Raw genomic sequence first — 24,618 nt, forward strand, 5'->3', positions numbered from 1 at the left:
CAGGATTTAGTTATGCTTATAATGTATCAAAGCTCATTAATATCGATCTCGCAGTAGAGTGGTTCTTCCTCTTTTTCCGGATTTCTATCATAATAAAGGCTGAACAAGTAAATCATAACTCCCAGGACCAGATATCCCAGGGTGATTCCCTCAGCAAAATAGGTTCCCAGTTCCGGAGCATGCATGAAACCAAAACCCGACAGCAGAAAACCAATCACCAGCGTGCTGACAGCCTTCTTCCACTTCCGGTCTATCACAAAGACTGTAAAAGCTCCCCAGACTAAAGCGGCAAACATGGCACCTTCCGAAAGGGCCTCAGCAGCCGGGAACATCTCACCGAATTCTTCTGGATTCAGGCCATGGAAATTGGTCACGATAAAATCAGCTACTACAGGGAACATAGCCACCACGACCGCCGGAGCATGTCTGGAAGGCACGGAGACAAAAGCCTGAGCCACCATGACTATACCAACGAATACCAGTATGGGAGCTATAACGGGTAGAGGAATTATTTCAGATATGGCTCCGATCAGTCCCAGAAGAGCAGCTATGGCAAATACAATACCGTTTAATATGCTGTAACCGCGGCCGGCATTCATCTGCTTGGCCCCCGTCGACGCGATATAAACCGTGGTCGGAAAAACTCCGCCGAAGAAAGAACCGGCTATGGTGCCCAATCCATCAACTAACTGACACCTTTTAACGCTGTAATCATCACCGCAGGATGCCATCGCCTCTACATTGTTCATGGTTTCCAAAAGATTATAAAGCTGTATAGGAATAATGACAGCCAGAAATGCTGTGGCAGCCGTAAATAATTCGGTCGAGCCGGTAAGCGGAGCAGAGGTTGGCAGGAAGGGATATATGCCGAGCTGTTCCATTCCCTCTCCCACGGCTGCCAGATCTGCCGCTCCAAATAAATAAGCCAGTAACGTACCGACAATGATGGCAAAAAGCGAAGCCGGAATATTATAGGGCATCTTCTTTTTAGCTATCAGACCGATAATTATAATTCCCATGACCAAAAGACCGACTATCGGCATTTCATAAGTTGTAAAAAACATCTCACTTCCGATAAGAGTAAAGGCTACTCCAGCTAAAGCTCCCAGCATAGCTGCCCGGGGCAAATTGCGCCTTATCCAGGGACCAAAAATGCTGCCCAGAGCTTCGAGCACACCTCCCAAAAAGCAGGCTCCTACCCCAATTTTCCAGGCCAGCTCGGCATCTCCGTTGGCAAATTCCAGGGCCGGGCCCATAATTCCAAATAAATAAATGAACATGACCGGCGTTGAAATACCGTAAGAGAGAGCAGTAACATCTTCTCTACCCTCTTTTTCCGCCAGCTGCCGGGCCATTCTGGAATAATAAAGATTGCCAAAAAGAACAGCGATGGCAGCTCCCGGAATTACCCTGCCAAATACTATCCCGGCAGGATAACCCAGCTCTATCATGGTTATTGATATTACTGCAAAATTAGCCAGGTTGTTCTGAAAAAGGGCGAAAAAACCATCAACGTCTTCCGCTTTAAAAAGCGGATAATCTACTGCGGGCATGTTTGGCCTCCTCCATAAAGTAATAAATATATAAATTTACTTGTTACGTTGTTCGTTACTGAGATGAATTTTCCTTCCGTAAAATAAATTTTTATCGGTCAACAGAAAATTATACCTGTATACAACCTCAATTTAAATTGACAGGACGTGAACCGAGTAATTAAACATATTAAAAAGGGCCCCCTTTGCATCGGGACCCGGTTAATCTATAACTCAGTTTTTCGAGAATAGTATTTCAAAAGGTCAGTTTGACTGCACTATCATCCCAGCCAGAGAGAATCAGCGATCTCCAGCCCTCTCTCCTTCGAGCTTCGCGTTTCACCGCGGGGACAGGTGCTGGACCGCCAGCCGGTCAGACCGCCCAGAGTTACACCGATATTTTCAAATCCTTCCCTTTTCAGAAGCGAAGCTGCAGTCATCGCGCGCAAACCGCTGCCGCAAAAGACATAAACTTTGACATTTTCGGGAATCTCCTCATAATGATCCGGAAGCTGGGTAATGTGAATATTTATCGCATCTTCTATTTCTCCTTCTTCCTCCACCTCATCTTCCGATCTAACATCCAGTATCCGGCAGTCCTTCGGACCTTTCATGATTTCGCAGAGCTCTTTCACCCTGATAGTCTCTATGGTCTCACTGCTGCGGGCCTGCATATGCCAGGATATCATACCTCCGGATAGATAACCTTTGATATTATCGAATCCGGTACGGTAAAGGTGCTTGATCTCCTCTTCAGGATATCCCTCATCGCTCACCAGCAGTATGGGACTGTCTGTATCTACGAACCAGCCAGCGAAGCTGGGAACATTGTCCTTCCAGATCGAGAGCGAACCAGGAATGTGAGCACCGGCAAAACTAACCTCAGTTCTGGTATCGATAACAACAGCCCCTTCGTCCTGGATATCGGCAAACTCATCGGGGGAAAGTGCTTCAGGACGTTTTTTTTCGGAAAGAAAAGGAGCACCGGTGAGGTTCCATTCTTCCATCCGGTTGAAATAAGGGGGATACTCGAGCATCTGTCCCACTTCTTCGATAAATTCTTCCCTGCTTTCGTATTGAAGGTGGGGATTTAAATTTTTCTCAATTCCAATCGTTGTCCATTCCCTATCAGCTATAGCGCTGGCACAAACAGAACCGGCTCCGTGCGCCGGACAGAGAATAACTTCATCTCCCAGCGGCAGGATTTTATCATAAATAGAATCATAAAGATCTCCTGCTGTCTCTTCCAGCTTTTCTTCACCCAAAAAATCGACCCTGCCTACATCTCCGGCAAAGAGCACATCGCCGGTAAATACCATCCAGGGTTCTCCTTCATATCCGTAAAGAACATAACTGAAAGAGCCGGGGGTATGACCGGGTGTATGCAGACCTTCCAGCAGAAGACGTCCGATCTCAATTTCTTCACCTTCTTCCATCGGCTGACCGTACTCATAATCGAGATAGTCATCAGCCCTCCAGATCTCCGCCCCGGTCTTCCGGGCAATTTCTTTAGAGCCTATCAGATAATCTTCGTTTCTGTGAGTCTCCAGCACATAATCGATAGTAAATCCTTCGGCCGATGATTTATCGAGGTATACCTCCACATCCCGTCTGGGGTCTATAACTGCCGCCTTTCCGTCATCGCCTATAAGATAAGAATTGTGGGCCAGTCCAGGTGATTTGATCTTTTCAAATAACAAATAATCAGCTCCTTTTTGTGACTCATCTTTTTAAACTAAATTTATTGGACAAATTTTATTTCTTTTTCCTAAAGTGGAGGATATAATAACATTTTTAACAGCTAATTGCAAATTATTATTGAAAGATTAGAGGAAAATAAAGTAAATAAAAAGTACCGAAACTCCAGCGTAAAGCACAGTCATGGGAAAACCAACTTTCATGAAATCCCGGCTGCTGTAATCACCGGCATTCATGAAGAAAGCATTAACCTGATGGGTGGGTAGTAAAAAAGAATTAGAAGCACAAATGCCGGCCAAAAGAGCCAGAGAGCGGGGATCAATGCCCGTCTCCTCGCCCATTATCATCACAAGCGGCACCAGCACAACTGTTGAAGCTACATTGGACATAAAAAGCGTTAAAAATGAAGCCAGCAGTGCTACCGTAACCAGAATGATCGGAGCAGGACTTCCCGCCAGAACCTCCAGCAGCCGAGAGGCAAGAAACTCCGCCGTACCGCTTCTCTGCATGGCCGTTCCCAGAGGGATGAGACCCGTCAGCAAAAACACTGTCTGCCAGTCGATAGCATCGTAGATCTCCTTGAGAGGCACTGTCCGGGTAATCAGCATCAAAGCCGCCCCGGTAAAGAGAGAAAGGGAAAGCTGAAATCCTAAAATCACCAGCAGGATTGATACCGCAAAAGCAGAAAAAGCCAGCCAGGGATTTCGGCTTTTTTTCTTTTTTTCGGAAAGGGAAGTCAGAGCTATCAAATCCTCACCTCTGACCGCTTTCTTGATGTTCTCTATCAGGCCGAAAAACACCAGAATATCCCCCGGCCTCATCTTGAAATCGGAAAAATCACCGGATATAACCTTCTCGCCTCTGATGAGTTTTATAGGGTTTATGCTGTAATTTTTGCGCACCGCCAATTCGCGCAATGATCTGCCGGTAAAATCCGAACCTGGTGGTATCAGCAGTTCAGCATAGCCGCTGACTTCCAGATTTTCACAGGTTTTATCCATGCATTCCCCGGCTTTTACATATTCCAGGGAAAAATTTCTGGCAAACTCTGCTATCTTTTTTTCCGTCCCTAAAACCAGCAGATTTTGACCTTCAAAAAACCTGGTAAAGCGCCAGGGAGCGTATTTAACATCCCCTTCTTCTTCCAGAGCGGTCAGCACCAGACCAAAATCTGCCCACATCCTGGAGCTTTCCTGAGTCTGGCCTATCAAAGGACTATCCTCGAGGACCCGACACCTAAAAATAGAGGTTTCCAGGTTCCAATCCCGAACCAGCTGTTTCTGTTTGTCCTCTTCATCCTGTAAAACTTTACCTTCTGGCAAAAATTTTTTCCCCATTAGTATCAGATATATAGTGCCGATCAATAGCAGAACTATTCCGACAGGAGTTACCGAGAAAAGATGAAATGGATCTTTATCCTGCTGCATCATAAGATCGTTCAGTATAATCAGGTTGCCCGAGCCTATCATGGTCAGATTGCCGCCCAGAAGAGCAGCAAATCCGACCGGCATCAGAAGCTTTTTCAAAGAAAATCCAGTTTTGCTGCTGATCCTCCTGATGATGGGAAGATAAAGGGCAACCACACCAATGTTCTGCATAAATGCGGAAAGAAAGCCGGAAGTCACAGCCAGGGCAGAAATCATGCGATTTTCGCCATCACCGGCCAGTTCAATGATGGGTCCGGTTAGTTTTCCGGTAGCCCCGGAAGCCTCCAGTCCATGGCCCATTATCATCACCGCCATTACCGCTATAACAGCATTGCTGGAAAGGCCCGCAAAAGCTTCCATCGGCTCTATCAGGCCCAGCCAGGGTAAAACCAGCAGTATTAAAATAGCAGCTATGTCCACCCTTAAAATTTCGGATACGAACATAAATATAGCCGCTGCCAGCACCAAAAGTGTAAGAGCTATGTCATAGGACATTTTTTCTCCTCACTTCTTTTTATATTCCTGCTCATCCTTTTTCTGTGGTCATTGCTTAAAAGCTCTTAAAATATATAAAGAAGAAGTTATCTCCTCATATTCAGCATCTAGACCTTTATCCCGACAGACATCTGCCAGTTTTTCCGGCTCAAAGAAATTTACCGGCTCTCCAAAAAGGCTCTCTCCCACCCGGACAAATCCGGTCAAAAAGCTGCCGGGAAGAAATTCCAGTATATACAACTCCCCCTGTTCATTCAAAATTCGGGCGACTTCGGCTATTGTATCATCCACTCTCTCCATATGATGCAGAGCATCCGCTACCACCACATAATCGAAGATTCCGGAGTTCATGGGTAAGTCATCTCCGCTGGCCAGCACATATTCAGTCCGGGGATGACGGTCTTTCTTCTCTGCCCTTTTCAACATGCTTTCAGAACTATCAGCCAGCGTCACCCCAACCTTTTCGGGAACATACTCGAGAAGCTGCCCGGTCCCTCCGCCCAGATCCAGCAATTTATCTCCGGACTGTGGCTCGATAACTTCCATCAGCTCTTCCAGCGACTCCCCGTGACCGACAGCCTTCATAGCCAGATCATATAAAGGAGCAGTCAGCTCAAAAAAACCCATAAGATCACCACCTCATCAATGAGTACCTGCATAAATATACATTAACATTTTGATCTGCTTTATTAATTTAAAGTTTAATGCTTCCTGATTCAAATTTAACATCAATAAGTTATTTTTACAAGTATTAATTTAACATTAAAATTAAAGAATCAAAATCAAGCTATCCTTCTCTCAAAAATAAAAAAAGCCCCGGTTTACCCGGGGAAATAATACGCTGGTCTGTCAGCTATAATTTATCTATTTTTATCAGTCTTATTTTTCTTAGATTATGCGGTCATAAATTTCTTTCAGATCTTCTTTATCAGGTACTTTCATGGTGTTATCCGGACTGCCGCTGTCCAGAGCATCTTTTGCCATCTTATCCTTCTTTTCTTGAAAATCTTCCTCACATACTCCCTGTTCGCAGAGGCATGGAATTCCGATATCATCGCAGAGATCTCCTATGGCTTCCACACCTTTTTCTGCAGCCTCTTCAACCGACAAATCATCTGTGTTTACTCCCATAGCCTCGGCCACATCGGCAAATCTTTCAGGCGCACCATCCACAGCAAATTTCATGCACTCCTCCAGCAGCACAGCATTGGAAAGACCGTGAGGAATGTGAAAGCAGGCCCCTATCGGTCTCGACATGCCATGAACTATGGTCACAGAAGAATTATTAAAAGCCATGCCGGCTTCCATAGCTCCCAGCATCATTTCCGAACGGGCCTCCATATCGTCACCGTCTTCACAGGCCTTTCTCAGATTATCGGCAATCCTTTCGATGGAAGAAAGAGCGAAATTATCTGCCAGAGGCTGATGATTTTTCGAAGTATAAGCTTCCACCGCATGAGTTAAGGCATCGATGCCGGTGGCCGCCGTTATCTCTTCTGGCACAGTCAGTGTAAAGGTTGGATCGACTACAGCAGCATCAGGCATAAGCTTTGCATCACCGATCAGCATCTTTACGTCATCGCGGGTATCATGGATTATCGTAAACTGTGTTACCTCTGAACCTGTGCCCGCAGTTGTGGGAATCGCCACAAGTGGTGGCGTATCGTTATCTATAACTCCCAGTCCCTCGTAATCTCTTATGTGACCGGGATTTGATAAGACCGCCCCGATAGCCTTCATCGTATCTATAGGACTGCCCCCTCCCAGGGCCAGCAGAAAGTCACAATCTTTATCCTGATAAATCTCAGCTCCATTTTCCACATGAATGTCCTTGGGCTCGGTGTTTATATCCTTATATACCGCATAATCAACACCTGATTCCTCCAGGGCTTTTTCGGTTTTTTCCAGATAACCCTGTTCTTCCATGACATGATCTGTCACGATCAGAGCTTTTTCGCCCATTTCACCCAGCTTATCCTGAGATTCGCCCAGAGCGCCCTCTCCATAGAATATTTCCGGTACTGAAAGAAACTGATTTGCTTCCATTATTATCCTCCTTTTTAATTATTGTTATAGTCAGGATGGATTAGACTTACAATCAAGATCTCTCCATCTTTTATGAACACCATTTAATAAGCATTTTCGAAGATCTCAATTATATCCTCTTTATCACCTTTGCGCGGATTGGTGCCAGCATTGCCATCCTCCAGGGCCAGTTCAGCCATTTCTGAAAAGTCCTGATGCTTAACATCATATTCCGATTCACTTAGACTGGTGGGAATACCTATATCTTCAGAAAGCTGTCTTATAGCATCCAGACCCGCTTCAGCAGCTTCACGCTGGGAGAGAGTTTCGGTTCTGACTCCAAATATCTCAGCTATCCGGGCAAATCTATCAATTTTTGCTCCCAGATTGAACTCTTCCACGTAGGGCAAAAGAATAGCGTTGGCGATTCCGTGGGGCATATCATAAAATCCGCCCAGCTGATGAGCCATGGCATGAACATAACCGAGACCACCGTTGTTAAAAGCAAAGCCTGAAAGTACCGAGGCTTCGGCCATTCTTGTTCTGGCCTGCAGATCATCGCCGTTATAAACGGCAGTTCTCAAATTATCAGCTATCAGCTCCATCGATTTCACAGCTGCAGTGTCGGTAAAGGAATTGGCTCCGGTCGATACATATGTCTCCAGAGCATGAGTTAAAGCATCCATTCCCGTCGCAGCGGTAAGTGCAGGAGGTTTGCCCAGCATCAATTCGGGGTCATTAATAGAAACTTCCGGCACGTTGCGCCAGCTTACGATGACAAATTTTACATGGGGATCCTGTGAGGTGTCAGTTATAACGGCATGTCGGGTTACCTCGCTGGCCGTGCCGGCGGTGGTATTGACGCTTATGATAGGAGGAGTTTCATTTTCCAGCATCTCGATGCCGGCATAATCTTCATAAAGATCACCATCATGGCTCACAGCTACCCCTATTGCTTTACCGCAGTCATGAGGACTGCCTCCTCCTACGGTGACTATTAGATCGCAATCCTCCTGCTGATAAATTTCTTTCCCCTCAGCAACATTTTTGTCTTTGGGGTTGGGCTCGACTCCGGAGAAAACGCTTACTTCCAGTCCGGCTTCTTCCAGATTTTTCTGAACTTTATCAACAGGTCCTGATTCCATATTGAATAGGAAATCATCGGTCACCAGCAGCACCTTTTTAGCTTCCAGCATCCTGGCTCTTTCACCCACAACTTCTACACTGCCCGGCCCGACAAAGTTGACACTCGGCAAAAGATAATCAAAAAACTCCATGAGTAAATACCACCTTTCAATTATGTGTTTGCTGACCAATATTTGCTGACCAATAAATGACCTAATAAGGGTTTCTGTCCTGAGTTTTCAAATTTCCGATTTCCCTGACTTAGTGCATTTTATCTGCCGGTTTCCGGGTTAAATACCTCCAGAAACGACCGGCAAAATTTTGATGCTATCGCCTTCTTCCACCTTTGAATTGGGACTTTTTTCCCGGCCATTTACAAGAATCAGATTGATTTCATCCTCGGGAATATTTAACTCTTCTATAACTTCGTTCAAAATTATCTCGTCGGATTCTTCAGATTCTATTATCTGCATCTTATTTTTTTCTTCAGGATAGTATTTAAGGTTTCCCAAAAGCTTGACCTCAATTCTGGCCATATAAATTCACCTCGGCAGCAGATTTATTTTGGCTCATTGAGCACCTCATTTTCTTTTAATTTTTCTACTTCCTGCTGACTGTAATCCAGAAGTTCAGTTAACACTTCTTCATTATGCTCTCCCAGCTTGGGCGCATGTGTTTCAACTTCACCCGGAGTTTTTGAAAGTTTGAAAGGAGAACCGGTGACCTCGACTTTACCCAGATCGGGCTGTTCCACTTCTTCAATCATATTGCGATAATTTATATTATCGTCATCTACCACATCATCTATTCTGTTCAGCGGCGAATAGGGCAAGCCGGATTCTTCAAATATTTCTATCCATTCCTCGGTTGTTTTTGTCTTCATAACTTCTTCCAGTCTGGAAACCAGTTCATCGAGATTTTCACAGCGCAGTCGATTATCTTTGAACTTAGGATGATCCACCAGTTCTTCTTTGCCTATGGCTTCACAGAACTTTTCCCAGAGCCCATCGTTACCTATAGGAGTGATTATATAATCATCTTTGGTGGGAAAGCTCTGGAAGGGAGCTATATTGGGGTGGGCGGTGCCAAGAGGCTCGGGAACTTCTCCTTTTATAGTATAGCGGGAAATTGCATTTTCAAGTATCGAAACCAGACCATCGACCATAGATATGTCGACATGCTGTCCCTCTCCAGTTTTTTCACGATGCCAGAGAGCCGACAGTATTCCGATGGCAGCCTGGTGACCGGCTACAATATCACCTACTGAAGTTCCAACCCGGCAGGGCGGCCCGCCTTTTGGTCCTGTAATGCTCATTAGTCCGCTGTAAGCCTGAGCCACCATATCGTAGGCCGGTTTGGTGGCATACTCGGGCAGAGCATCATGGCCAAAACCGCATATGGAGCAGTATATTATATCCGATTTAATCTCTTTAATCTCCTCATAGGAAAACCCCAGTTTTTTCATCGTGTTGGGCCGGAAATTCTCAACGACCACATCTGCGCCGGCGATCAATTTCCGCAGAATCTCCTTGCCCTCTTCAGTTTTCAAATTTATCGAGGTGCTCTTTTTATTGCGATTTAAGCTCACAAAATAACCGCTCTGCTCGTCTCCTTTTTCGTCCGGCTCGAAAAAAGGACCGAACTCCCGCGAGTCGTCGCCGGAAGGGGGTTCAATTTTGATAACTTCTGCCCCCATATCTGCCAGCATCATCGTGCAGAATGGGGCGGCCAGAACATGACTTAAGTCGATCACTCTGATATCATCTAAAGCTTTCATGGATTATCCAAACCCCTTTTCTTAATGGTTTTCTTTTTCACAACTTTTTCTCTAACTTCACAACTTCTTATCTAACTTTCGATATCGAGATCGAAATTCAGCAGATCAACGGTTCAGATTCATCCGAAGATCGAAAGCATTACACCTGCCGCCACGGCAGAACCTATCACTCCAGCCACATTAGGGCCCATAGCATGCATCAACAAAAAGTTAGAGGAGTTCTCTTCCTGTCCCACTTTTTGTACTACTCTGGCAGCCATAGGCACGGCCGATACTCCCGCCGCTCCTATCATGGGATTTATTTTGGCATCACTTAAAAAGTTGAATAATTTGCCCAAAAAGAGACCTGTGGCGGTACCGAAAGAAAAAGCCAGAACTCCTAAAAGCAAAATCGCCAGGGTATCTGTTCTCAAAAATACATCTGCAGCAGCGCTGGCGCCAACCCCCAGACCCAGAAAGATCGTCACAATGTTTATGAGGGCATTCTCAGCCACTTCGCTCAGTCTATCGACCACGCAGGCCTCCTTGAATAGATTGCCCAGCATGATCATACCCACCAGGGGAGCTGCATCGGGAACGAGCAAAACTACCACCAGTGATACAGCGATGGGAAAAATTATCTTTTCCCGCTGTGATACCGGACGCAGCTGTTCCATCTCGATCTTTCTCTCTTCTGCACTGGTAAATAACTTTATTATGGGCGGCTGTATTATGGGCACCAGGGCCATATAAGCATATGCGGCCAGGGCGATTGCCCCCAGATAATCAGGAGCGAGCAGAGAAGAGATGTAGATTGCAGTAGGACCATCTGCTCCTCCGATAATTCCTATAGAAGCTGCTTCCGGACCGGTGAATCCGAGCAGGATAGAGCCGATAAATGTGAGAAAAATGCCGAACTGAGCAGCCGCTCCCAGAAGCGCGCTTTTGGGGTTGGCCAGCATAGGGCCAAAATCCGTCATCGCTCCGATGCCCAAAAATATCAGCGGAGGAAAAATCCCCAGATCCAGTCCGTAATAGAAATACTGGAACAGTCCGGCCGGATCATCTGCAGCTGCTTCTTCCATCAGCCCTGTCAGGGGCAGGTTCACCATCATCATGCCAAAACCTATAGGCAGCAGCAGAAGAGGTTCGTACTCCTTGACAATCCCCAGGTAAATCAAAACCAGGGCGATCACTATCATAATAATCTCGCGCGGGCCCAGCACTACCAGGCCTGAGCTGACTAAAAAATCGATAAAAGCCTCTGTCACTTTTTTCTACCTCCTCATCCTGATTTAACAAATCAATCATGAGAACTTCCAGTTATAGCCCGGTCAAAATTGACGCCGGATCTATTCAATGGTCATAACCGGATCGCTGGCATCAACTGATTGATCTTCGGAAACCAGTATATTCTTAACACTGCCGCCTGTCGGAGCATAGACTTCATTTTCCATCTTCATAGCTTCTAATATCATGATCAGCTCGCCTTCAGAGACCTCATCCCCCTCGCCAACTTTGAGTTCCAGGACAGTTCCGGCCATAGGAGCTTCTACCTGACCATTGGCTGTTTCGTTTTTGGAAGCTCCCCCGCCGGTATCTCTTTCTTCATCATTATCCTTAGAAGCCATTTTATTGTCTTTTGCCGCAGTACTGTTGCTGCCGGAATTTTTCTGCGGTGAGCTGTCTTTTTGAATTTCCGCTGTTTCCCTTGAAGATCCATACTCAGATATTTCTTCTACTTCTATTTCATAAGTTTCACCAGCAACTGTAACTTTAAATCTTTTTTTAGAGCCCAAAAATATCCCTCCCTGCAATAGATTAATTAAATCAGCCTTTTGCGATATTATAATATCTTATATTAATCGATCCTGTTTTCCTGAGCCTGCTGCATCATCCAGGCTGAGATCGGCTGATTTCCTCTGCTGACACGCAGTATTCTAAAATCTTCTCCTTCTTCCTGATAATAAGAGCGGACTGCAGCCATAATAGCTGCCATTATCTCCGGCTTTATCGCACCTGTCTTTTCAGCTCCCCCCGTTTGTTTTTGAGCAGTTTCTTTTTCTTTGGAGGTTTCCTTTTCAGACTTAGTCGGCTCTTCGGTTCTGTTTTTTGCAGGCTTATCCGACGATTTTGAAGACTCTGCTGCGACTATCTCGATTCCTTTTATCGTCACCAGCAGAAGCAGCAGTATGCCGAAAACTATCGTCATTCCTAAAATCGCCACCTGACCTCCGGCAAATAACTGATCGAATACGCTCATTTCTGCAAGAGCTTCTGGATCCTGAATCAATTCCAGCGGTGACATCTAAATTACTCCTCCTTTTCTGCCGCCCTCTTTAAACAGGAAAGTTTCCGTGTTTTTTGGCAGGTAAACTCTGCTGCTTTTCCCTTATAGCCTCTAGCGATCTGATCAATTGAGGTCTTGTGTTTTCAGGCTGAATAACATTATCCACATATCCCAGAGAAGCAGCCTGATAGGGGTTGGCAAAATTATCTCTGAATTCATCTATTTTCTCCTGTCTAATCTCTTCCGGATTATCTGCCTCTTCGATTTCCCGGCGAAAGATTATATTGGCCGCTCCCCGGGGACCCATGACAGCAATCTCCGCTGTAGGCCAGGCAAAAACATAATCTCCCTCCATGTGTCTGCTGCTCATGGCGATATATGCTCCTCCATAAGCCTTGCGCAAAATAACATTTAACAGGGGGACTGTCGCTTCGCTGTAAGCATAAAGCAGCTTGGCCCCATGACGGATAACGCCGCCGTGTTCCTGCTCAACTCCCGGCAGATAGCCCGGTACATCAGTAAAAGAGAGCACCGGTATATTAAAGCTGTCACAAAACCTTATAAATCTGGATCCTTTATCGGCCGAATCGATATCAAGACATCCAGCTTTAACCGCCGGCTGGTTCGCCACTATGCCGATGCTGTGTCCTCCCAGGCGGGCAAATCCCACGACAATATTGCGGGCAAAATAGGGCTGGACTTCCAGAAATTCTCCCTCATCGACCACCGGTTTGATGACATCCCTGACATCATAGGATTTCTGGGGCTCATCGGGCACAATGCTGCGCAGCTCTTCCTCCTTTCTGTCCAGAGGATCTCCATTTTCCTCAAAAGGAGGCAGTTCTCGATGATTATCAGGAATATAGCTCAAAAGCCTGCGTATGCGGTCAAAGCATTCTTCCTCGCTGTCATCCAGAAAATGCGCCACACCGCTGCGTCGATTATGAGCCATTCCTCCCCCCAGTTCTTCGTGGGTTACTTCCTCTCCTGTAACCGATTTTATTACATCTGGACCGGTCACAAACATCTTGCTGGTGCCGTCAACCATAAAAACAAAATCGGTAAGAGCCGGTGAATAAACCGTGCCGCCGGCGCAGGGCCCCAAAATTGCGGAAAGCTGAGGTATCACTCCGGAGTTGATAGAATTTCGATAGAAGATATTTCCATAACCCGAAAGAGAAGCAACTCCCTCCTGTATTCTGGCACCGCCGGATTCATTCAACCCTATCACAGGCGATCCGGCTTTGGCGGCTTCGTCCATAATCTTACAGATTTTTTCAGCATGCATCTCTCCCAGCGAACCGCCCATAGCTGTAAAATCCTGGGCGAAAATATAGACATTCCGTCCTGAAATCGTTCCTCTTCCAGTCACGACTCCCTCTCCGGGTATTTCTTTTTCGTCCATACCCAGCTGCTGGGTTCTGTGCTCGACAAAGGTACCTATCTCCTGAAAACTGCCTTCATCCAGCAGCATATCTATTCTTTCACGAGCCGTATACTTGCCGCGCTCGTGCTGTTTGGCTATCTTCTCTTCTCCGCCGCCCTGTCTAATTTTTTCTTTCTTTTTTTTCAGCTGTTCTATCTTTTCATCCATATTTTCAAATCACCCTTACTTTATAATACTCTGGCAGAATGCTCTTCTATAAATAAGTGCACACCCCTGCCTTTCGCCGCCTGCTTATGCTGTCGATTTGGGAGGTTGTATGCATTGAAAGACAGTCTGAACTAAGGCAGGGATATGCGGTTGATCACTCAGAGTTAGGCCTTTCAGTTCAGCTCTTTTTATTCAGCCAGATATTCCAGGCCGAGGCTTTCCAGTTTTTCTTTTTCGGGAATGCCTTCCTGGCTCCAGCCCCGCTCTTTGTAATAATCATTGAGAATTCTACCCAGATGAGGCAGGTTGCCTCCCGATCTGCCCGTCTCTCTATCATGACTTAAAAGACGGGGAGCCAGCTGATCATCCTTGCGGGAGATTCCCTGCTTGACATTGTACATTCTCTTCATATTATGCAGCCTCTCACCGGTTTCAAAAATATCATCCACATCAAAATCCCAGCCGGTTACCAGGTTGACCCAATCTGTAAAGTCTTCGGTGGTTACTTCGCCCTGTATCAGGAATTTACACAGACCTAAAGCGTTAAAGAGATTCATGAAATTCTGTATAACTGCTGTCAGCTCTCCTTTGTTTTCGTGGTGATGAGGATCGATTTCTTTTTCAAAGCCGAAGTTTTCCGGGGGATAGGTGCCCGATTCTGCAAAATAACTGAGAGCTTCCAGGTGACAGGCACCTCTGTTGGCAGTGGCGTAATTCCCGGCCATGCTGGTAAAGGCCCTGGGATCATGGAATGCATAGGAAAGCCCCTTGGTGTGAACGGCAAACTCCTCTGCTATGCCGCCCAATTCTTCAGCAGCTCTTTTGACACCTTTGGCCAGTACATCACCTATATCCTCTCTGGCCGCAATTTTCTCTATCAATTCCAGAACTGCCTCTCCATCTCCCCAGTCAAGTTTAAGACCTCCGGTATCCTCTTCAGTTATCAACCCTTTTTGGAAGCTTTCGATGGCCATAGCTACTGCATTGCCGGTTGAAATAGTATCCAGTCCATATCTGTTGCAGAGATCGTTGGCTGCGCATAGATATTCCGGATCGTCATTTAGTACCATGGAGCCGAAGGCAGCACAGGTCTCGTATTCAGGTCCATGACCTTCCTCGCCTTCATAAGGACCAACTCTAACTTCTACATCCTTGCCGCAGCGGATCGGACAGGCATAACAGGAATAATGACCGGTTACCAAACCAGTTTCATCCAGATTCTGACCGGAAATTTTCTCAGCACCTTCTACCCAGCTGCCCAGAGTCCAGTTCTTTATGGGTAGGTCGCCATTTGCCTCAACGCCCATAACACCACCGGCTGTGCCAAAATTGGTCAGGCCTTCAGCTTTATCCTGAAGCTCAGGAATGAACTGCTTTAAATGATCGTTCAGGCCATCTTTATCATATAGTGTCGGCTTTTTATCTCCAGTAACAGCTACAGCTTTGACATTTTTTGAGCCCATCAAAGCCCCCATACCGCAGCGTCCTGCCGCCCGGGTTTCCCTGCCGCCGATCATAATTCCGGCTATCAAAGCCTGATTTTCACCGGCCGGACCCAGACTGGCAACCTCAAATTCTTTTCCGTTTTCCTCTTTAATTTTCTTCTCAGTAGCGTACACATCTTCTCCCCAGAGATCTTCAGCGTTTTTGATCTCGACTTCATCTTCATCGATCAGCAGGCTTACCGGATTAGAAGCTTTGCCGGTTAGTATCAGACCATCGTAGCCTGTTTTCTTCAGCTGGGAACCAAAAAATCCACCAACAGTAGATTCGGCCCATATTCCTGTCAGAGGAGATTTGCCCACCACAGAAACTTTGCAGGCCGTGGGGACTCTGGTGCCGGTCAGCATGCCTGCCATAAACATCAGAGGAACTTCCTCTGATAGTGGCGACAGATCAGGATCAAATTCAGTATTCAAAATCCAGCCGGCCAGTCCGCTGCCGGCAAAATATTTTTTATAATTTTCCTCAGCGATTTCGATCTCTTCCTGTGTCTCTTCACTCAGATCAATTTTGAGAACTTTACCGTGGTAACCGTTGCTCATTTGAATAACCCTCCTGTTGATTATCAGTGATATTGCTTTTGTATGCATGTATCCACCCAATATATATGCATTTTTCGTTCCAGAATTGCCCAAAATCGAAAATTAATTTTCAAAAACGCGGCAAATCGTCCTGGCTCAGCCAGTTACAGGAATCTTGATCTGTTGATCTTGCCCTAAAAAAATCGGAACAGATAATTTTAAATCGTCATCGTACATGTTTATATGCATAAATTTATGTGCAGCCGGTGCCTTTGTGTTGGTTTTGATGTGCAGAGATGATGTGGATAAGATCCAGATAGTAAACCCCCCCGCATAACGGAGGGAAATATAAGATAAAATCAGGTATGACATTTTTTGAAAGACTTTATATTTGAAAGACTTTATAGCTGTTATAATCAATCTTGAATCCCAAATTTGTCGAGTTTATTATAAAGGGTGTTGCGGTGAATTCCCAGTATTCTGGCAGCCTCGGTTTTGTTGCCCCCGGCAGCTGCCAGCGCCTGTCTGATACAGCGCTTTTCCGTTCTCCGGACCAGCTTGCTTAAGTCCAGATTTTCTTTTTTGATTTTTACAGCATCCTCTGACTCCAAATCATCCGTTTTGAAATCTTCGGTCTGCTCAGTTTTTGCGCCAGCTTTTTTTTCTGCATCAGTAGTGCCGGTTCCGTAAGTATCATCGATGCCGGCAGAAGAAGTCAGTATATCAGGCAGATGCTCGGGTTCGATCATTTTACCTGAAGAGAGGTTTACCGCTCTCTCCAGAAAATTATAAAGTTCTCTGACATTGCCCGGCCAATCATAATTTTCCAGCAGTTCCAGCGCCCGGGGGCTCAATTCGTGCCTGTCCTCATTTAACTTTTCAGACAGTTCGGTGAGTATATGATCCGATAAGATCGAGATATCCTCTTTTCTTTTTCTGAGCGGTGGTATCTGCAGTCTGATAACATTTAGGCGGTAATATAAATCCTGACGAAATTTCCCTTCCGCCACCAGACTCTCGACATCTTCGTTGGTTGCCGCAATCACTCTGGTGTCGATTTTCTTTCTTTCCGTGCCCCCAACCCGCTGTATTTCTCTTTCCTGCAGAACCCTCAGGATCTTGGCCTGCATTTCCAGCGGCATCGAGGTTATTTCATCCAGGAAAATGGAGCCGCCATCGGCCAGCTCAAATTTCCCCGGTTTGCCGGTCTCCCTGGCTCCAGTAAAAGCTCCCTCTTCATAACCAAAGAGCTCAGATTCGAGCAGATTTTCCGGTATAGCTGCACAGTTAACCCTCACAAAAGATCCATATTTGCGGGCTCCGCCGCTGTGAATTGCATGAGCAAACATCTCCTTGCCCGTCCCGCTCTCACCGTTGATCAAAACGGTGGAATTGCTGCTGGCACAATTCTCCGCTATCTCCTTCAAATATTCCATTCTCTCATTTCTGGTAATTATGCTGGAGAATGTATATTTGGCTTCCTGTCGTCTTTTCAACTCATTTTTGTATTCATCCAGTTCATTCTCAACCACTTCCAGCCTCTGAGCTAAAGCCTTGACCTCACGGGCATCTTCGAATAAGATTTTGCCGGCCACACCTATTAGCTCACCATCTTCCTTCAGGGGGATTCTGCTGGTGATCATCTCCTCTCCCTGAATGTTCTGCAGATGGCCTATCTCGGCATCGCCCGATTCCGCGATCAAATGAAGTCTGGTATTATCTATAACTTCAGTAACATGCCTGCCCTTTACCTCTTCAGCTTCAAGTCCCAGACACTCCTCATAGGCATTGTTAAAATCGGTAATATAACCGTCCGGATCTACAATTACAAGCGCTTCGTAGGCATTATTAAACACTTTCTGCAGTTTTTTTAACTGCTCTTTAAGTTTATCGACCTCTTCTGATGTAATTAGTGTTTCCAGTTCACTCTGAAAAGCAGTTTTCGCATGAAAATCAGCTTCTGTAAATTTGTCCAGAACAGTTATACTTTTGATATATCTTTTTTCCTGCTGGCTCTCAGAAAAAAACTTCTTTTCAGGGCAAAACTGACGACATTTATATTTTCGATCGCCAAGCTTTAGGACCCCCTCTCTGTATCCGGAACTCCCCTGCTGCTCAAAAGATGAAATTTTCTCCTCGATGCCGCTCTCGGTCACATTTTTATTCCGATCCAGAATATCTTTTATCCAGGAACTGATAAAAATCAATTTATCTCTGCTGTCAACAACAATTATCCCCATATTAAGCCCCCCTCAGATCTTTCAAATAGCTTTTAGCCAGAATTAAAATTCACTGGTTTCAGTCGATGCTTCTTATTATATCATATAAATCCCCGCAGAGAAAAAAATTTCATTGTGAGCGAAGCTTGATATATTCCAGTATAACTAAATAAGATTTTTTACACACCTATTTACCAGCTGAAGTCAGGAAGACCCGTAAAACCTGTCTTGTAATTACTGCAAAAATATTCACACACTTATTTTTCAGAATTTCCGGGATCTTTTCGATTTCCTTTCCTCTGAATTAACCCGCTGCTATCAGTTTAGCTTTACAAATTAAAGCTATTCAATTATAATTTACTATAAGGATTACACAGTTAGACTAAAGCCTGTTTAGCTATTTTTTCCGTAATTTTAAAAATTTGTTACGTTGCTGCGTTAAAATATAAGGGGGCGATGAACATGGGGAATAAGAAATCCGCTATAGATCTCAACTGTGATATGGGAGAAAGTTTTGGAGTCTACGAACTGGGAATGGATGATCAGGTTATTGAATACATATCCTCGGCCAATATAGCCTGCGGTTTTCACGCTGGTGATCACAATGTCATGAAAAAAACTGTCGGGCTGGCCGCTCAAAATGAGGCAGGGATAGGCGCCCACCCTTCATTGCCCGATCTCAATGGATTCGGCAGAAGAAAAATGGATATCAGCCCGGAAGAGATCAAGAATATATTGACCTACCAGATTGGAGCCCTTTCAGCCTTTGCTCGCTCGGAGGACTGTACTCTGCAGCACGTTAAACCTCATGGAGCTCTTTATAACATGGCCGCAGAAAATTATGAGCTGGCGGCGGCAGCAGCCGAAGCAGTCAAGAACATAGATGATGGACTTATTTTTGTGGCTCTGGCAAATTCTGAACTGCTCCGCGCTGCTCGGGATGCCGGACTCGATGCCGCCTGCGAGGCTTTTGCCGACCGCGCCTATACTTCTGACGGCACCCTTGCTTCCCGCAGCCTGGCGGGTGCTGTTATAGAGGATGCCGAAAAAATAAAGTCCAGGGTTGTGAGGATGGTCAAAGATAATGAAGTCAAAACAATCGATGGCAAGATAATAGAGGTTGAGCCCGATACGATCTGCGTTCACGGCGACAACCCGGAGGCTTTGGAGATTGTAAGGGAACTGGTTCAGACACTGCAGGATTCCAATATAAAGATAAAACCCATGAGAGATATCCTGCAAAAAAATTAAGGATCTTCTTGTTATCAGTTGGTAGATATCGAATAAGATCGGGGAAAAATTTCATTGTGAACGAATCTTTATATCTTCCAGTACAACTAAATGAGGTTTTTGACACACCTATTAACTAACTGAAGACAATAAGATCCAAAATTAAATTTGCTTTTGTTCTATAAATCCAGGCAAAGCTGCGGGAAAGGAGGTGTGAAATGGAGGCCCCGGGAAAAATGAGCAGCGAAAATCCTGCCAGGATAAGGAGATTGATACGCCGAGGAGAAATCAACCAGCCCACTCCGGGACTTGCGGAAGAATATTCCCAGGCCAACCTGGTAATATTGCCGGAAGAATATGCTTTCGAATTCTTTCTTTTTTCCTTTCGCAATACCAAACCCTGCCCTCTGCTCGATATTCTCGAAGCAGGAGAGGTAAATCCGCCTTCAACACCCGGAGCCGATATAAGAACAGATCTGCCTTCCTACCGAATTTATCGGCGGGGAGAGCTGCATGAGGAAACCGACAGCATCAAAGATTACTGGCGGGATGATCTGGTTTCTTTTCTGCTGGGCTGCAGCTTCACTTTTGAGCGCGCCTTAAAACAGGCCGGGATTCCGATAAGACATCAGCAGGAAAATAAGAATGTGCCGATGTACATAACAGATATCGACTGCACGCCGGCCGGTGAATTTTCCGGTCCTCTGGTGGTATCTATGCGGCCGATGCCGGGAAGATTGATCTCCAGAGCAGTCCGGATAACTTCGGCCTATCCCGATGTGCACGGAGCACCGGTACATATCGGGGCGCCAAAAGAGATCGGCATACAAAATCTGAACGAACCTGATTTCGGTGACAGAGTAACTGTAAAGCCGGAAGAGTATCCGGTCTTCTGGGCCTGCGGTGTTACTCCCCAGCTGGCGATCAGAAAAAATGCACTGCCGCTGGTTATAACCCACTCACCCGGCCACATGTTCATAACAGATATAAAGAATGAGGAGTTGAGCAGAGATCAGCCTGCATCCGGCCAATTTGTTTAATCATCGATAAAAATCTGAAAGCAGCAAAATTAATTATCTCGTCAGGAGGGATAAAATGAATCTTATCGAGCGTTTAAAACAGATCGGTCCAGGAGCTATGGTAGCAGCAGCCTTTATAGGTCCGGGCACTGTTACAACCGCAACAGTCACCGGGGCAGATCACGGATTTGTGCTCCTCTGGGCGGTAGCTTTTTCGATACTGAGCGTGATCGTTCTGCAGGAGTTCAGTGCCCGGCTCGGTATAGTCAGCGGCGAAGGCCTGGGAGAGGCCCTCAGAAAAGAATTCAGCAATCCTATCATAAAATTTATAGCTGTCTTTCTGGTCGTCGGGGCTATCGGAGTCGGCGCTGCCGCTTTTGAAACCGGAAATATTCTGGGAGGTGCCATGGGACTGGCCACCATAACAGGAGTCTCAGAACAAATATGGGGACCGGTCATCGGTCTGATCGCTCTGGCCATCCTCTGGACAGGCAAATACGAACTGGTCGAGAAAGTTCTCATCGGTCTGGTAGCTCTTATGAGCGTCTCTTTTGTCGCTACCGCTCTGATACTGCGCCCGGACATGGGTGAAATAATGGCCGGTCTATTCGCGCCCTCTCTGCCGGAAGGAGAGGGGCTCACGCTGGTTATAGCTTTAATAGGCACCACTGTAGTTCCCTATAATCTTTTCCTGCATGCTTCCTCTGTCCAGGATAAATGGCAGGGAACAGAAAATCTGAATGCCGCCCGTTTCGATACAATTTTCTCAATCATAGTGGGCGGAATCATCACCCTGGCCATAGTAATAACTTCAGCAGCTGTAATTCACGGAACCGGAATGGAGGTGGCCGATGCCGGGGATATGGCAGTTCAGCTAGAACCCACCCTGGGCCGCTGGGCCAAATGGTTTTTTGCTATCGGCCTGTTCGGGGCCGGCTTTTCCTCAGCTGCTACCGCTCCCCTGGCCGGTGCTTACGCCACTGCCGGCGCCCTGGGCTGGAAACGAGATCTGAAAAGCACCAAATTCAGAGCTGTACTGCTCATAATCCTGCTGATAGGAGTTATCGGCTCGGCCATGGGAGCTGATCCGGTCCAGCTGATAATATTTGCCCAGGCGGTAAACGGTATTCTGCTGCCTATCTCGGCTGTCTTTCTGCTCTATGTCATGAACAACACTGAAAAGCTGGGCGAATACACTAACGGAACTTTTGCCAACATAATCGGCGGGATAATAGTCGCTATCACAATAATAATCGGCATCATGGAACTCATGGCAGTTTTTGGCGGCTGATCAGCTGATCTGTTGCCGATACAATAATCACCGCCTAAAAGTCCGCGCAGTTTAGGAGGGGCCAGTCTTAACCGGCTGGTCCCTTTCCAGTGATCTGACCCGGGCAAAGGAGGTCTGCAAAGATGCCCTCTTTTAAATTTGTGGGAGACAAAGGCATTCTTATCGAATTCGCCGGGGAAATATCGAAAAAAATCAATGAAAAAGTCAGAAGCATGGATCATTCCATTCAAAAAGCCGATTTCAACGGGATTCAAGAAATCATTCCCACCTACCGCTCTCTTCTGATTCTTTTCGATCCTCTGAAAGCGGATAGGGACATGCTTATGCAGAGAATAAAAGAGCTCGATTATCTCCTCGATTCAGAAAATTATCCTGAGCCGCGGCGCATGATCATCCCGGTGAAATATGGGGGGGGATTCGGCCCCGATCTCAGTTTCGTGGCCGATCATAATGATCTAACCCGGGATGAGGTCATCGATATTCACACCGGCCAGGACTACAGAGTTTATATGCTGGGTTTTACGCCCGGTTTTCCCTATCTGGGCGGCATGTCCAAAGAAATAGCTGCTCCCCGGCTGGAGAGCCCGCGGGAGGAGATATCAAAAGGAAGCGTGGGAATAGCTGGAGATCAAACCGGCATCTATCCTCTCGACAGCCCTGGCGGCTGGAGATTGATAGGCAGAACACCGTTAGAACTTTTTGCTCCCGAGCGGGAGAACCCCATACTTTTCAAGGTTGGAGATATCTTAAATTTCGAATCCATCAGTCAGGAGCGTTATGACAAACTCCGGAAAAAAATTGCCGGGGAAGAATTTGATCTCGCTTCTTTGATCGAAGGGTGATAAAATTGGGTAAAATAAAGATAATAGAGCCCGGTCCCCTTACCACTGTCCAGGATCTGGGGCGACCGGGTTTTCAGCGCTACGGCATGCCGCAGGCAGGAGCCATGGACAGTTTTGCCTGCCGGACAGCCAGCAGATTGGTGGGAAATGAAGATAATTCTGCCGTCCTGGAATTTACCATGAAAGGCCCGACCATAGAATTTTTGCAGCCGACAGCGCTGGCCGTTACGGGCCCAAATTTCAAGCCGCATCTCAACGGCTGCCTTATCCCTCAGTGGCGCTCTATTTACGCAGGTTCAAAAACTGTTTTGAGCTTTCCATCGAACCCTTCTGGAGCAGGAGGGCGGGGTTATATAGCCTTCAAAGGGGGGATAGATGTTCCCCGGATCATGGGCAGCCGGTCCACCTATATCAAAGGGGGAATCGGTGGATTTAAAGGCCGACCACTGGAAGAAGAAGATGTGCTGATTGTGAAAGAAAAGGCTCAAAAATCCGACTTTTCGGATGCTTATCTGCCCGCAGCGAACAGGCCGGATTACGACACGGAAATCACTGCTAGAGTAATTATGGGGCCGCAGGATAAAAATTTCTCCAGCAGCGGCATAGAAAATTTTCTGGGCGGGAACTTCACCGTCACCGCTCAGGCCGATAGGATGGGTTATAGGCTGCAGGGGCCTTCCATAGAACATCGAAGAAAAGATAGTGCCGATATAATTTCAGATGGTATCCCCCCCGGAGCAGTACAGGTTCCCGGCCATCAAAATCCCATAATCATGATGGCGGATCGTCAGACCACTGGCGGCTATCCCAAGATAGCCACGGTAATAACTTCCGATCAGGACAGAATAGCCCAGCTTAAACCGGGTAACATTATAAATTTTAAAAGAATAAAAGTCGACCGGGCTGACGAACTGCTGCAGAAACGAGAAAAGAGACTGGAAAAAATCCAAAGAAGCAATTTGAAGCTGATAAGCGATAATTTTTACAGAATAAAAGTTGAGGGCCACGATTTTAACGCCAGAGTTGAAGAGATAGAAGCCTGAAGCTACTCGAGCAGAGTACCGAAGCCAGAGATTTTGTTTACAGGCGCCGACAAAACGAGGCCGGTATCGGGTTCTTCCAGATTGCCGATCTCCTCTTCAATAATTTCGAATGTTTTATCCACTTTTTCTTCTTCTACCACCGTAAAGATTATGTTATTATGGTTTATAGTTCCATCCCCTCCGGTAAGATCGCTGAAACGCGAAAAAATAGAGGTTTTGTCGGCCATCATATGGCCCATCCCCCGACCATCAATAACTGTCGCCCCCGGAATACCCTCCTCATAAAATTTTGATAATATTGGTCTGACAAAATCCGGATTTTCTATTACGGCTAAAATCAGTTCCATTCAGATCCCTCCTCTCCTTTTTTATCGCTTTTTTTAACCAGGGAGTTTTCTTAAACCAGGCAGCATTATGATCATTTTTCTCCAGATATTTGCTTTTCGGCGGCATTACTCCTGTTGGACAGACAGCTATACCCTGCTCTGGCTTTAGCTTAAAACCGGCTTCTATTGTCTGATCATCTGCCAGTCTGCATACAGCTGATCCTGCCTGAATTCGGGGAAAATGTATTCAAAATCGCCAACCTCCCTGTTTCATCCTGCTCATATTCTGAAATCAACATATCAGCCGAGTTATTTTTTTATCATTATATCACATAATCGTCTTGATATCAGGGTTTTTGGACGAGTTTCCCTGGCCTGTCGTTTGCAAGGTTAAATGCACTGTTTTTTGTTGTTTTAAGGTTGTGGGGTGGGTCCCTTCCCTTTAAAGGGAAGGGCAATATCCATATTTTTCTATTTTTTCCGCGTTCCTTACCTCATATATAATTAAGCTGTCTGCAGCTCTTTTTCATATATTTCTTTTGAACTCGTAAATCCGAACATCTTCCTGGGATAATTATTCATCCATCTCTGTATCTTTTTGACCGCTTTCTGGCTGTATTTCTTTAAGCTTTCTCCTTTGGGTATAAATCTTCTTATCATCTTATTTAAATTCTCATTACTG

The 24,618-nt window shown here is 46.0% G+C and carries 20 protein-coding genes and 1 pseudogene; 5 read left to right on the top strand and 16 right to left on the bottom strand.

All coding sequences use genetic code 11. The annotated features are described in order from the left end of the window. Positions 1-26: 26 nt before the first annotated feature. The 14 genes from BLT15_RS08375 to BLT15_RS08445 form a co-directional block, all read right to left on the bottom strand. Positions 27-1,553, bottom strand: a complete 1,527-nt coding sequence (locus BLT15_RS08375; RefSeq protein ID WP_089760648.1) for a uracil permease — start codon at positions 1,551-1,553, stop codon at positions 27-29. A 260-nt stretch (positions 1,554-1,813) separates the two neighbouring features. Beyond that, on the bottom strand, positions 1,814-3,232 hold the full coding sequence (locus tag BLT15_RS08380) for an MBL fold metallo-hydrolase (RefSeq protein WP_089760650.1): 1,419 nt from the start codon (positions 3,230-3,232) through the stop codon (positions 1,814-1,816). A 126-nt stretch (positions 3,233-3,358) separates the two neighbouring features. Then, complete coding sequence (locus BLT15_RS08385; RefSeq protein ID WP_089760653.1) at positions 3,359-5,152, bottom strand: SLC13 family permease; 1,794 nt, start codon at positions 5,150-5,152, stop codon at positions 3,359-3,361. A 48-nt stretch (positions 5,153-5,200) separates the two neighbouring features. After that, on the bottom strand, positions 5,201-5,779 hold the full coding sequence (locus tag BLT15_RS08390) for a class I SAM-dependent methyltransferase (RefSeq protein WP_089760656.1): 579 nt from the start codon (positions 5,777-5,779) through the stop codon (positions 5,201-5,203). Positions 5,780-6,040: 261 nt separating this feature from the next. Continuing rightward, positions 6,041-7,198, bottom strand: coding sequence for an iron-containing alcohol dehydrogenase (locus tag BLT15_RS08395; protein WP_089760658.1), 1,158 nt, complete (start codon positions 7,196-7,198; stop codon positions 6,041-6,043). Between the two features lie 83 nt (positions 7,199-7,281). After that, positions 7,282-8,454, bottom strand: coding sequence for an iron-containing alcohol dehydrogenase (locus BLT15_RS08400; protein WP_089760660.1), 1,173 nt, complete (start codon positions 8,452-8,454; stop codon positions 7,282-7,284). Positions 8,455-8,592: 138 nt separating this feature from the next. Next, entirely contained in the window at positions 8,593-8,838 is a 246-nt protein-coding gene (locus BLT15_RS08405; protein ID WP_089760662.1) for a MoaD/ThiS family protein, read from the bottom strand. 23 nt (positions 8,839-8,861) lie between these two features. Further along, positions 8,862-10,079, bottom strand: a complete 1,218-nt coding sequence (locus BLT15_RS08410) for a CaiB/BaiF CoA transferase family protein (RefSeq protein WP_089760664.1) — start codon at positions 10,077-10,079, stop codon at positions 8,862-8,864. Between the two features lie 119 nt (positions 10,080-10,198). After that, positions 10,199-11,329, bottom strand: coding sequence for a sodium ion-translocating decarboxylase subunit beta (locus BLT15_RS08415; protein WP_234985563.1), 1,131 nt, complete (start codon positions 11,327-11,329; stop codon positions 10,199-10,201). A gap of 81 nt (positions 11,330-11,410) precedes the next feature. Then, positions 11,411-11,857, bottom strand: coding sequence for a biotin/lipoyl-containing protein (locus BLT15_RS08420; RefSeq protein WP_089760665.1), 447 nt, complete (start codon positions 11,855-11,857; stop codon positions 11,411-11,413). Positions 11,858-11,919: 62 nt separating this feature from the next. Next, positions 11,920-12,366: an OadG family protein gene (locus BLT15_RS08425; protein ID WP_089760667.1), complete on the bottom strand. Its 447-nt coding sequence runs from the start codon at positions 12,364-12,366 to the stop codon at positions 11,920-11,922. 31 nt (positions 12,367-12,397) lie between these two features. Continuing rightward, the gene (locus tag BLT15_RS08430; protein ID WP_089760669.1) at positions 12,398-13,942 is read right to left on the bottom strand and encodes an acyl-CoA carboxylase subunit beta; all 1,545 of its coding nucleotides are present in this window, start codon (positions 13,940-13,942) and stop codon (positions 12,398-12,400) included. 188 nt (positions 13,943-14,130) lie between these two features. Beyond that, entirely contained in the window at positions 14,131-15,987 is a 1,857-nt protein-coding gene (locus tag BLT15_RS08435) for an aldehyde ferredoxin oxidoreductase family protein (protein ID WP_159429873.1), read from the bottom strand. A 395-nt stretch (positions 15,988-16,382) separates the two neighbouring features. Next, positions 16,383-18,206, bottom strand: a complete 1,824-nt coding sequence (locus tag BLT15_RS08445; RefSeq protein WP_089760674.1) for a sigma-54 interaction domain-containing protein — start codon at positions 18,204-18,206, stop codon at positions 16,383-16,385. Positions 18,207-18,647: 441 nt separating this feature from the next. Here BLT15_RS08445 and BLT15_RS08450 point away from each other — a divergent pair, with 441 nt between their 5' ends. The 5 genes from BLT15_RS08450 (at position 18,648) to BLT15_RS08470 (ending at position 23,610) form a co-directional block, all read left to right on the top strand. Then, the gene (locus BLT15_RS08450; RefSeq protein ID WP_089760676.1) at positions 18,648-19,436 is read left to right on the top strand and encodes a LamB/YcsF family protein; all 789 of its coding nucleotides are present in this window, start codon (positions 18,648-18,650) and stop codon (positions 19,434-19,436) included. A gap of 215 nt (positions 19,437-19,651) precedes the next feature. Beyond that, positions 19,652-20,455, top strand: coding sequence for a putative hydro-lyase (locus tag BLT15_RS08455; protein ID WP_200769724.1), 804 nt, complete (start codon positions 19,652-19,654; stop codon positions 20,453-20,455). Positions 20,456-20,510: 55 nt separating this feature from the next. Continuing rightward, positions 20,511-21,725 carry an Nramp family divalent metal transporter gene (locus BLT15_RS08460; protein ID WP_089760679.1) on the top strand — a complete coding sequence of 405 codons (1,215 nt, stop codon included), beginning with the start codon at positions 20,511-20,513 and terminating at the stop codon, positions 21,723-21,725. 122 nt (positions 21,726-21,847) lie between these two features. Beyond that, on the top strand, positions 21,848-22,567 hold the full coding sequence (gene pxpB, locus BLT15_RS08465) for a 5-oxoprolinase subunit PxpB (protein WP_089760681.1): 720 nt from the start codon (positions 21,848-21,850) through the stop codon (positions 22,565-22,567). Positions 22,568-22,572: 5 nt separating this feature from the next. After that, entirely contained in the window at positions 22,573-23,610 is a 1,038-nt protein-coding gene (locus BLT15_RS08470; protein ID WP_159429874.1) for a 5-oxoprolinase subunit C family protein, read from the top strand. A gap of 2 nt (positions 23,611-23,612) precedes the next feature. Here the strand turns inward: BLT15_RS08470 and BLT15_RS08475 are convergent, their stop codons facing one another. Next, positions 23,613-23,957 carry a P-II family nitrogen regulator gene (locus BLT15_RS08475; RefSeq protein WP_089760685.1) on the bottom strand — a complete coding sequence of 115 codons (345 nt, stop codon included), beginning with the start codon at positions 23,955-23,957 and terminating at the stop codon, positions 23,613-23,615. A 483-nt stretch (positions 23,958-24,440) separates the two neighbouring features. Next, positions 24,441-24,618: pseudogene (locus tag BLT15_RS13825) on the bottom strand (IS30 family transposase); the annotation flags it as partial.

Origin of the sequence: Halarsenatibacter silvermanii, from assembly GCF_900103135.1 — a bacterium.
Classification (GTDB): Bacteria; Bacillota; Halanaerobiia; order Halanaerobiales; family Halarsenatibacteraceae; genus Halarsenatibacter; species Halarsenatibacter silvermanii.

Excerpts from the sequence above, each read along its gene's own strand:
- BLT15_RS08375 (WP_089760648.1), bottom strand. The coding sequence starts at position 1,553 with ATGCCCGCAGTAGATTATCCGCTTTTTAAAGCGGAAGACGTTGATGGT.
- BLT15_RS08385 (WP_089760653.1), bottom strand. The coding sequence starts at position 5,152 with ATGTCCTATGACATAGCTCTTACACTTTTGGTGCTGGCAGCGGCTATA.
- BLT15_RS08390 (WP_089760656.1), bottom strand. The coding sequence starts at position 5,779 with ATGGGTTTTTTTGAGCTGACTGCTCCTTTATATGATCTGGCTATGAAG.
- BLT15_RS08395 (WP_089760658.1), bottom strand. The coding sequence starts at position 7,198 with ATGGAAGCAAATCAGTTTCTTTCAGTACCGGAAATATTCTATGGAGAG.
- BLT15_RS08400 (WP_089760660.1), bottom strand. The coding sequence starts at position 8,454 with ATGGAGTTTTTTGATTATCTTTTGCCGAGTGTCAACTTTGTCGGGCCG.
- BLT15_RS08405 (WP_089760662.1), bottom strand. The coding sequence starts at position 8,838 with ATGGCCAGAATTGAGGTCAAGCTTTTGGGAAACCTTAAATACTATCCT.
- BLT15_RS08410 (WP_089760664.1), bottom strand. The coding sequence starts at position 10,079 with ATGAAAGCTTTAGATGATATCAGAGTGATCGACTTAAGTCATGTTCTG.
- BLT15_RS08425 (WP_089760667.1), bottom strand. The coding sequence starts at position 12,366 with ATGTCACCGCTGGAATTGATTCAGGATCCAGAAGCTCTTGCAGAAATG.
- BLT15_RS08430 (WP_089760669.1), bottom strand. The coding sequence starts at position 13,942 with ATGGATGAAAAGATAGAACAGCTGAAAAAAAAGAAAGAAAAAATTAGA.
- BLT15_RS08435 (WP_159429873.1), bottom strand. The coding sequence starts at position 15,987 with ATGAGCAACGGTTACCACGGTAAAGTTCTCAAAATTGATCTGAGTGAA.
- BLT15_RS08445 (WP_089760674.1), bottom strand. The coding sequence starts at position 18,206 with ATGGGGATAATTGTTGTTGACAGCAGAGATAAATTGATTTTTATCAGT.
- BLT15_RS08450 (WP_089760676.1), top strand. The coding sequence starts at position 18,648 with ATGGGGAATAAGAAATCCGCTATAGATCTCAACTGTGATATGGGAGAA.
- BLT15_RS08455 (WP_200769724.1), top strand. The coding sequence starts at position 19,652 with ATGAGCAGCGAAAATCCTGCCAGGATAAGGAGATTGATACGCCGAGGA.
- BLT15_RS08460 (WP_089760679.1), top strand. The coding sequence starts at position 20,511 with ATGAATCTTATCGAGCGTTTAAAACAGATCGGTCCAGGAGCTATGGTA.
- pxpB (WP_089760681.1), top strand. The coding sequence starts at position 21,848 with ATGCCCTCTTTTAAATTTGTGGGAGACAAAGGCATTCTTATCGAATTC.
- BLT15_RS08475 (WP_089760685.1), bottom strand. The coding sequence starts at position 23,957 with ATGGAACTGATTTTAGCCGTAATAGAAAATCCGGATTTTGTCAGACCA.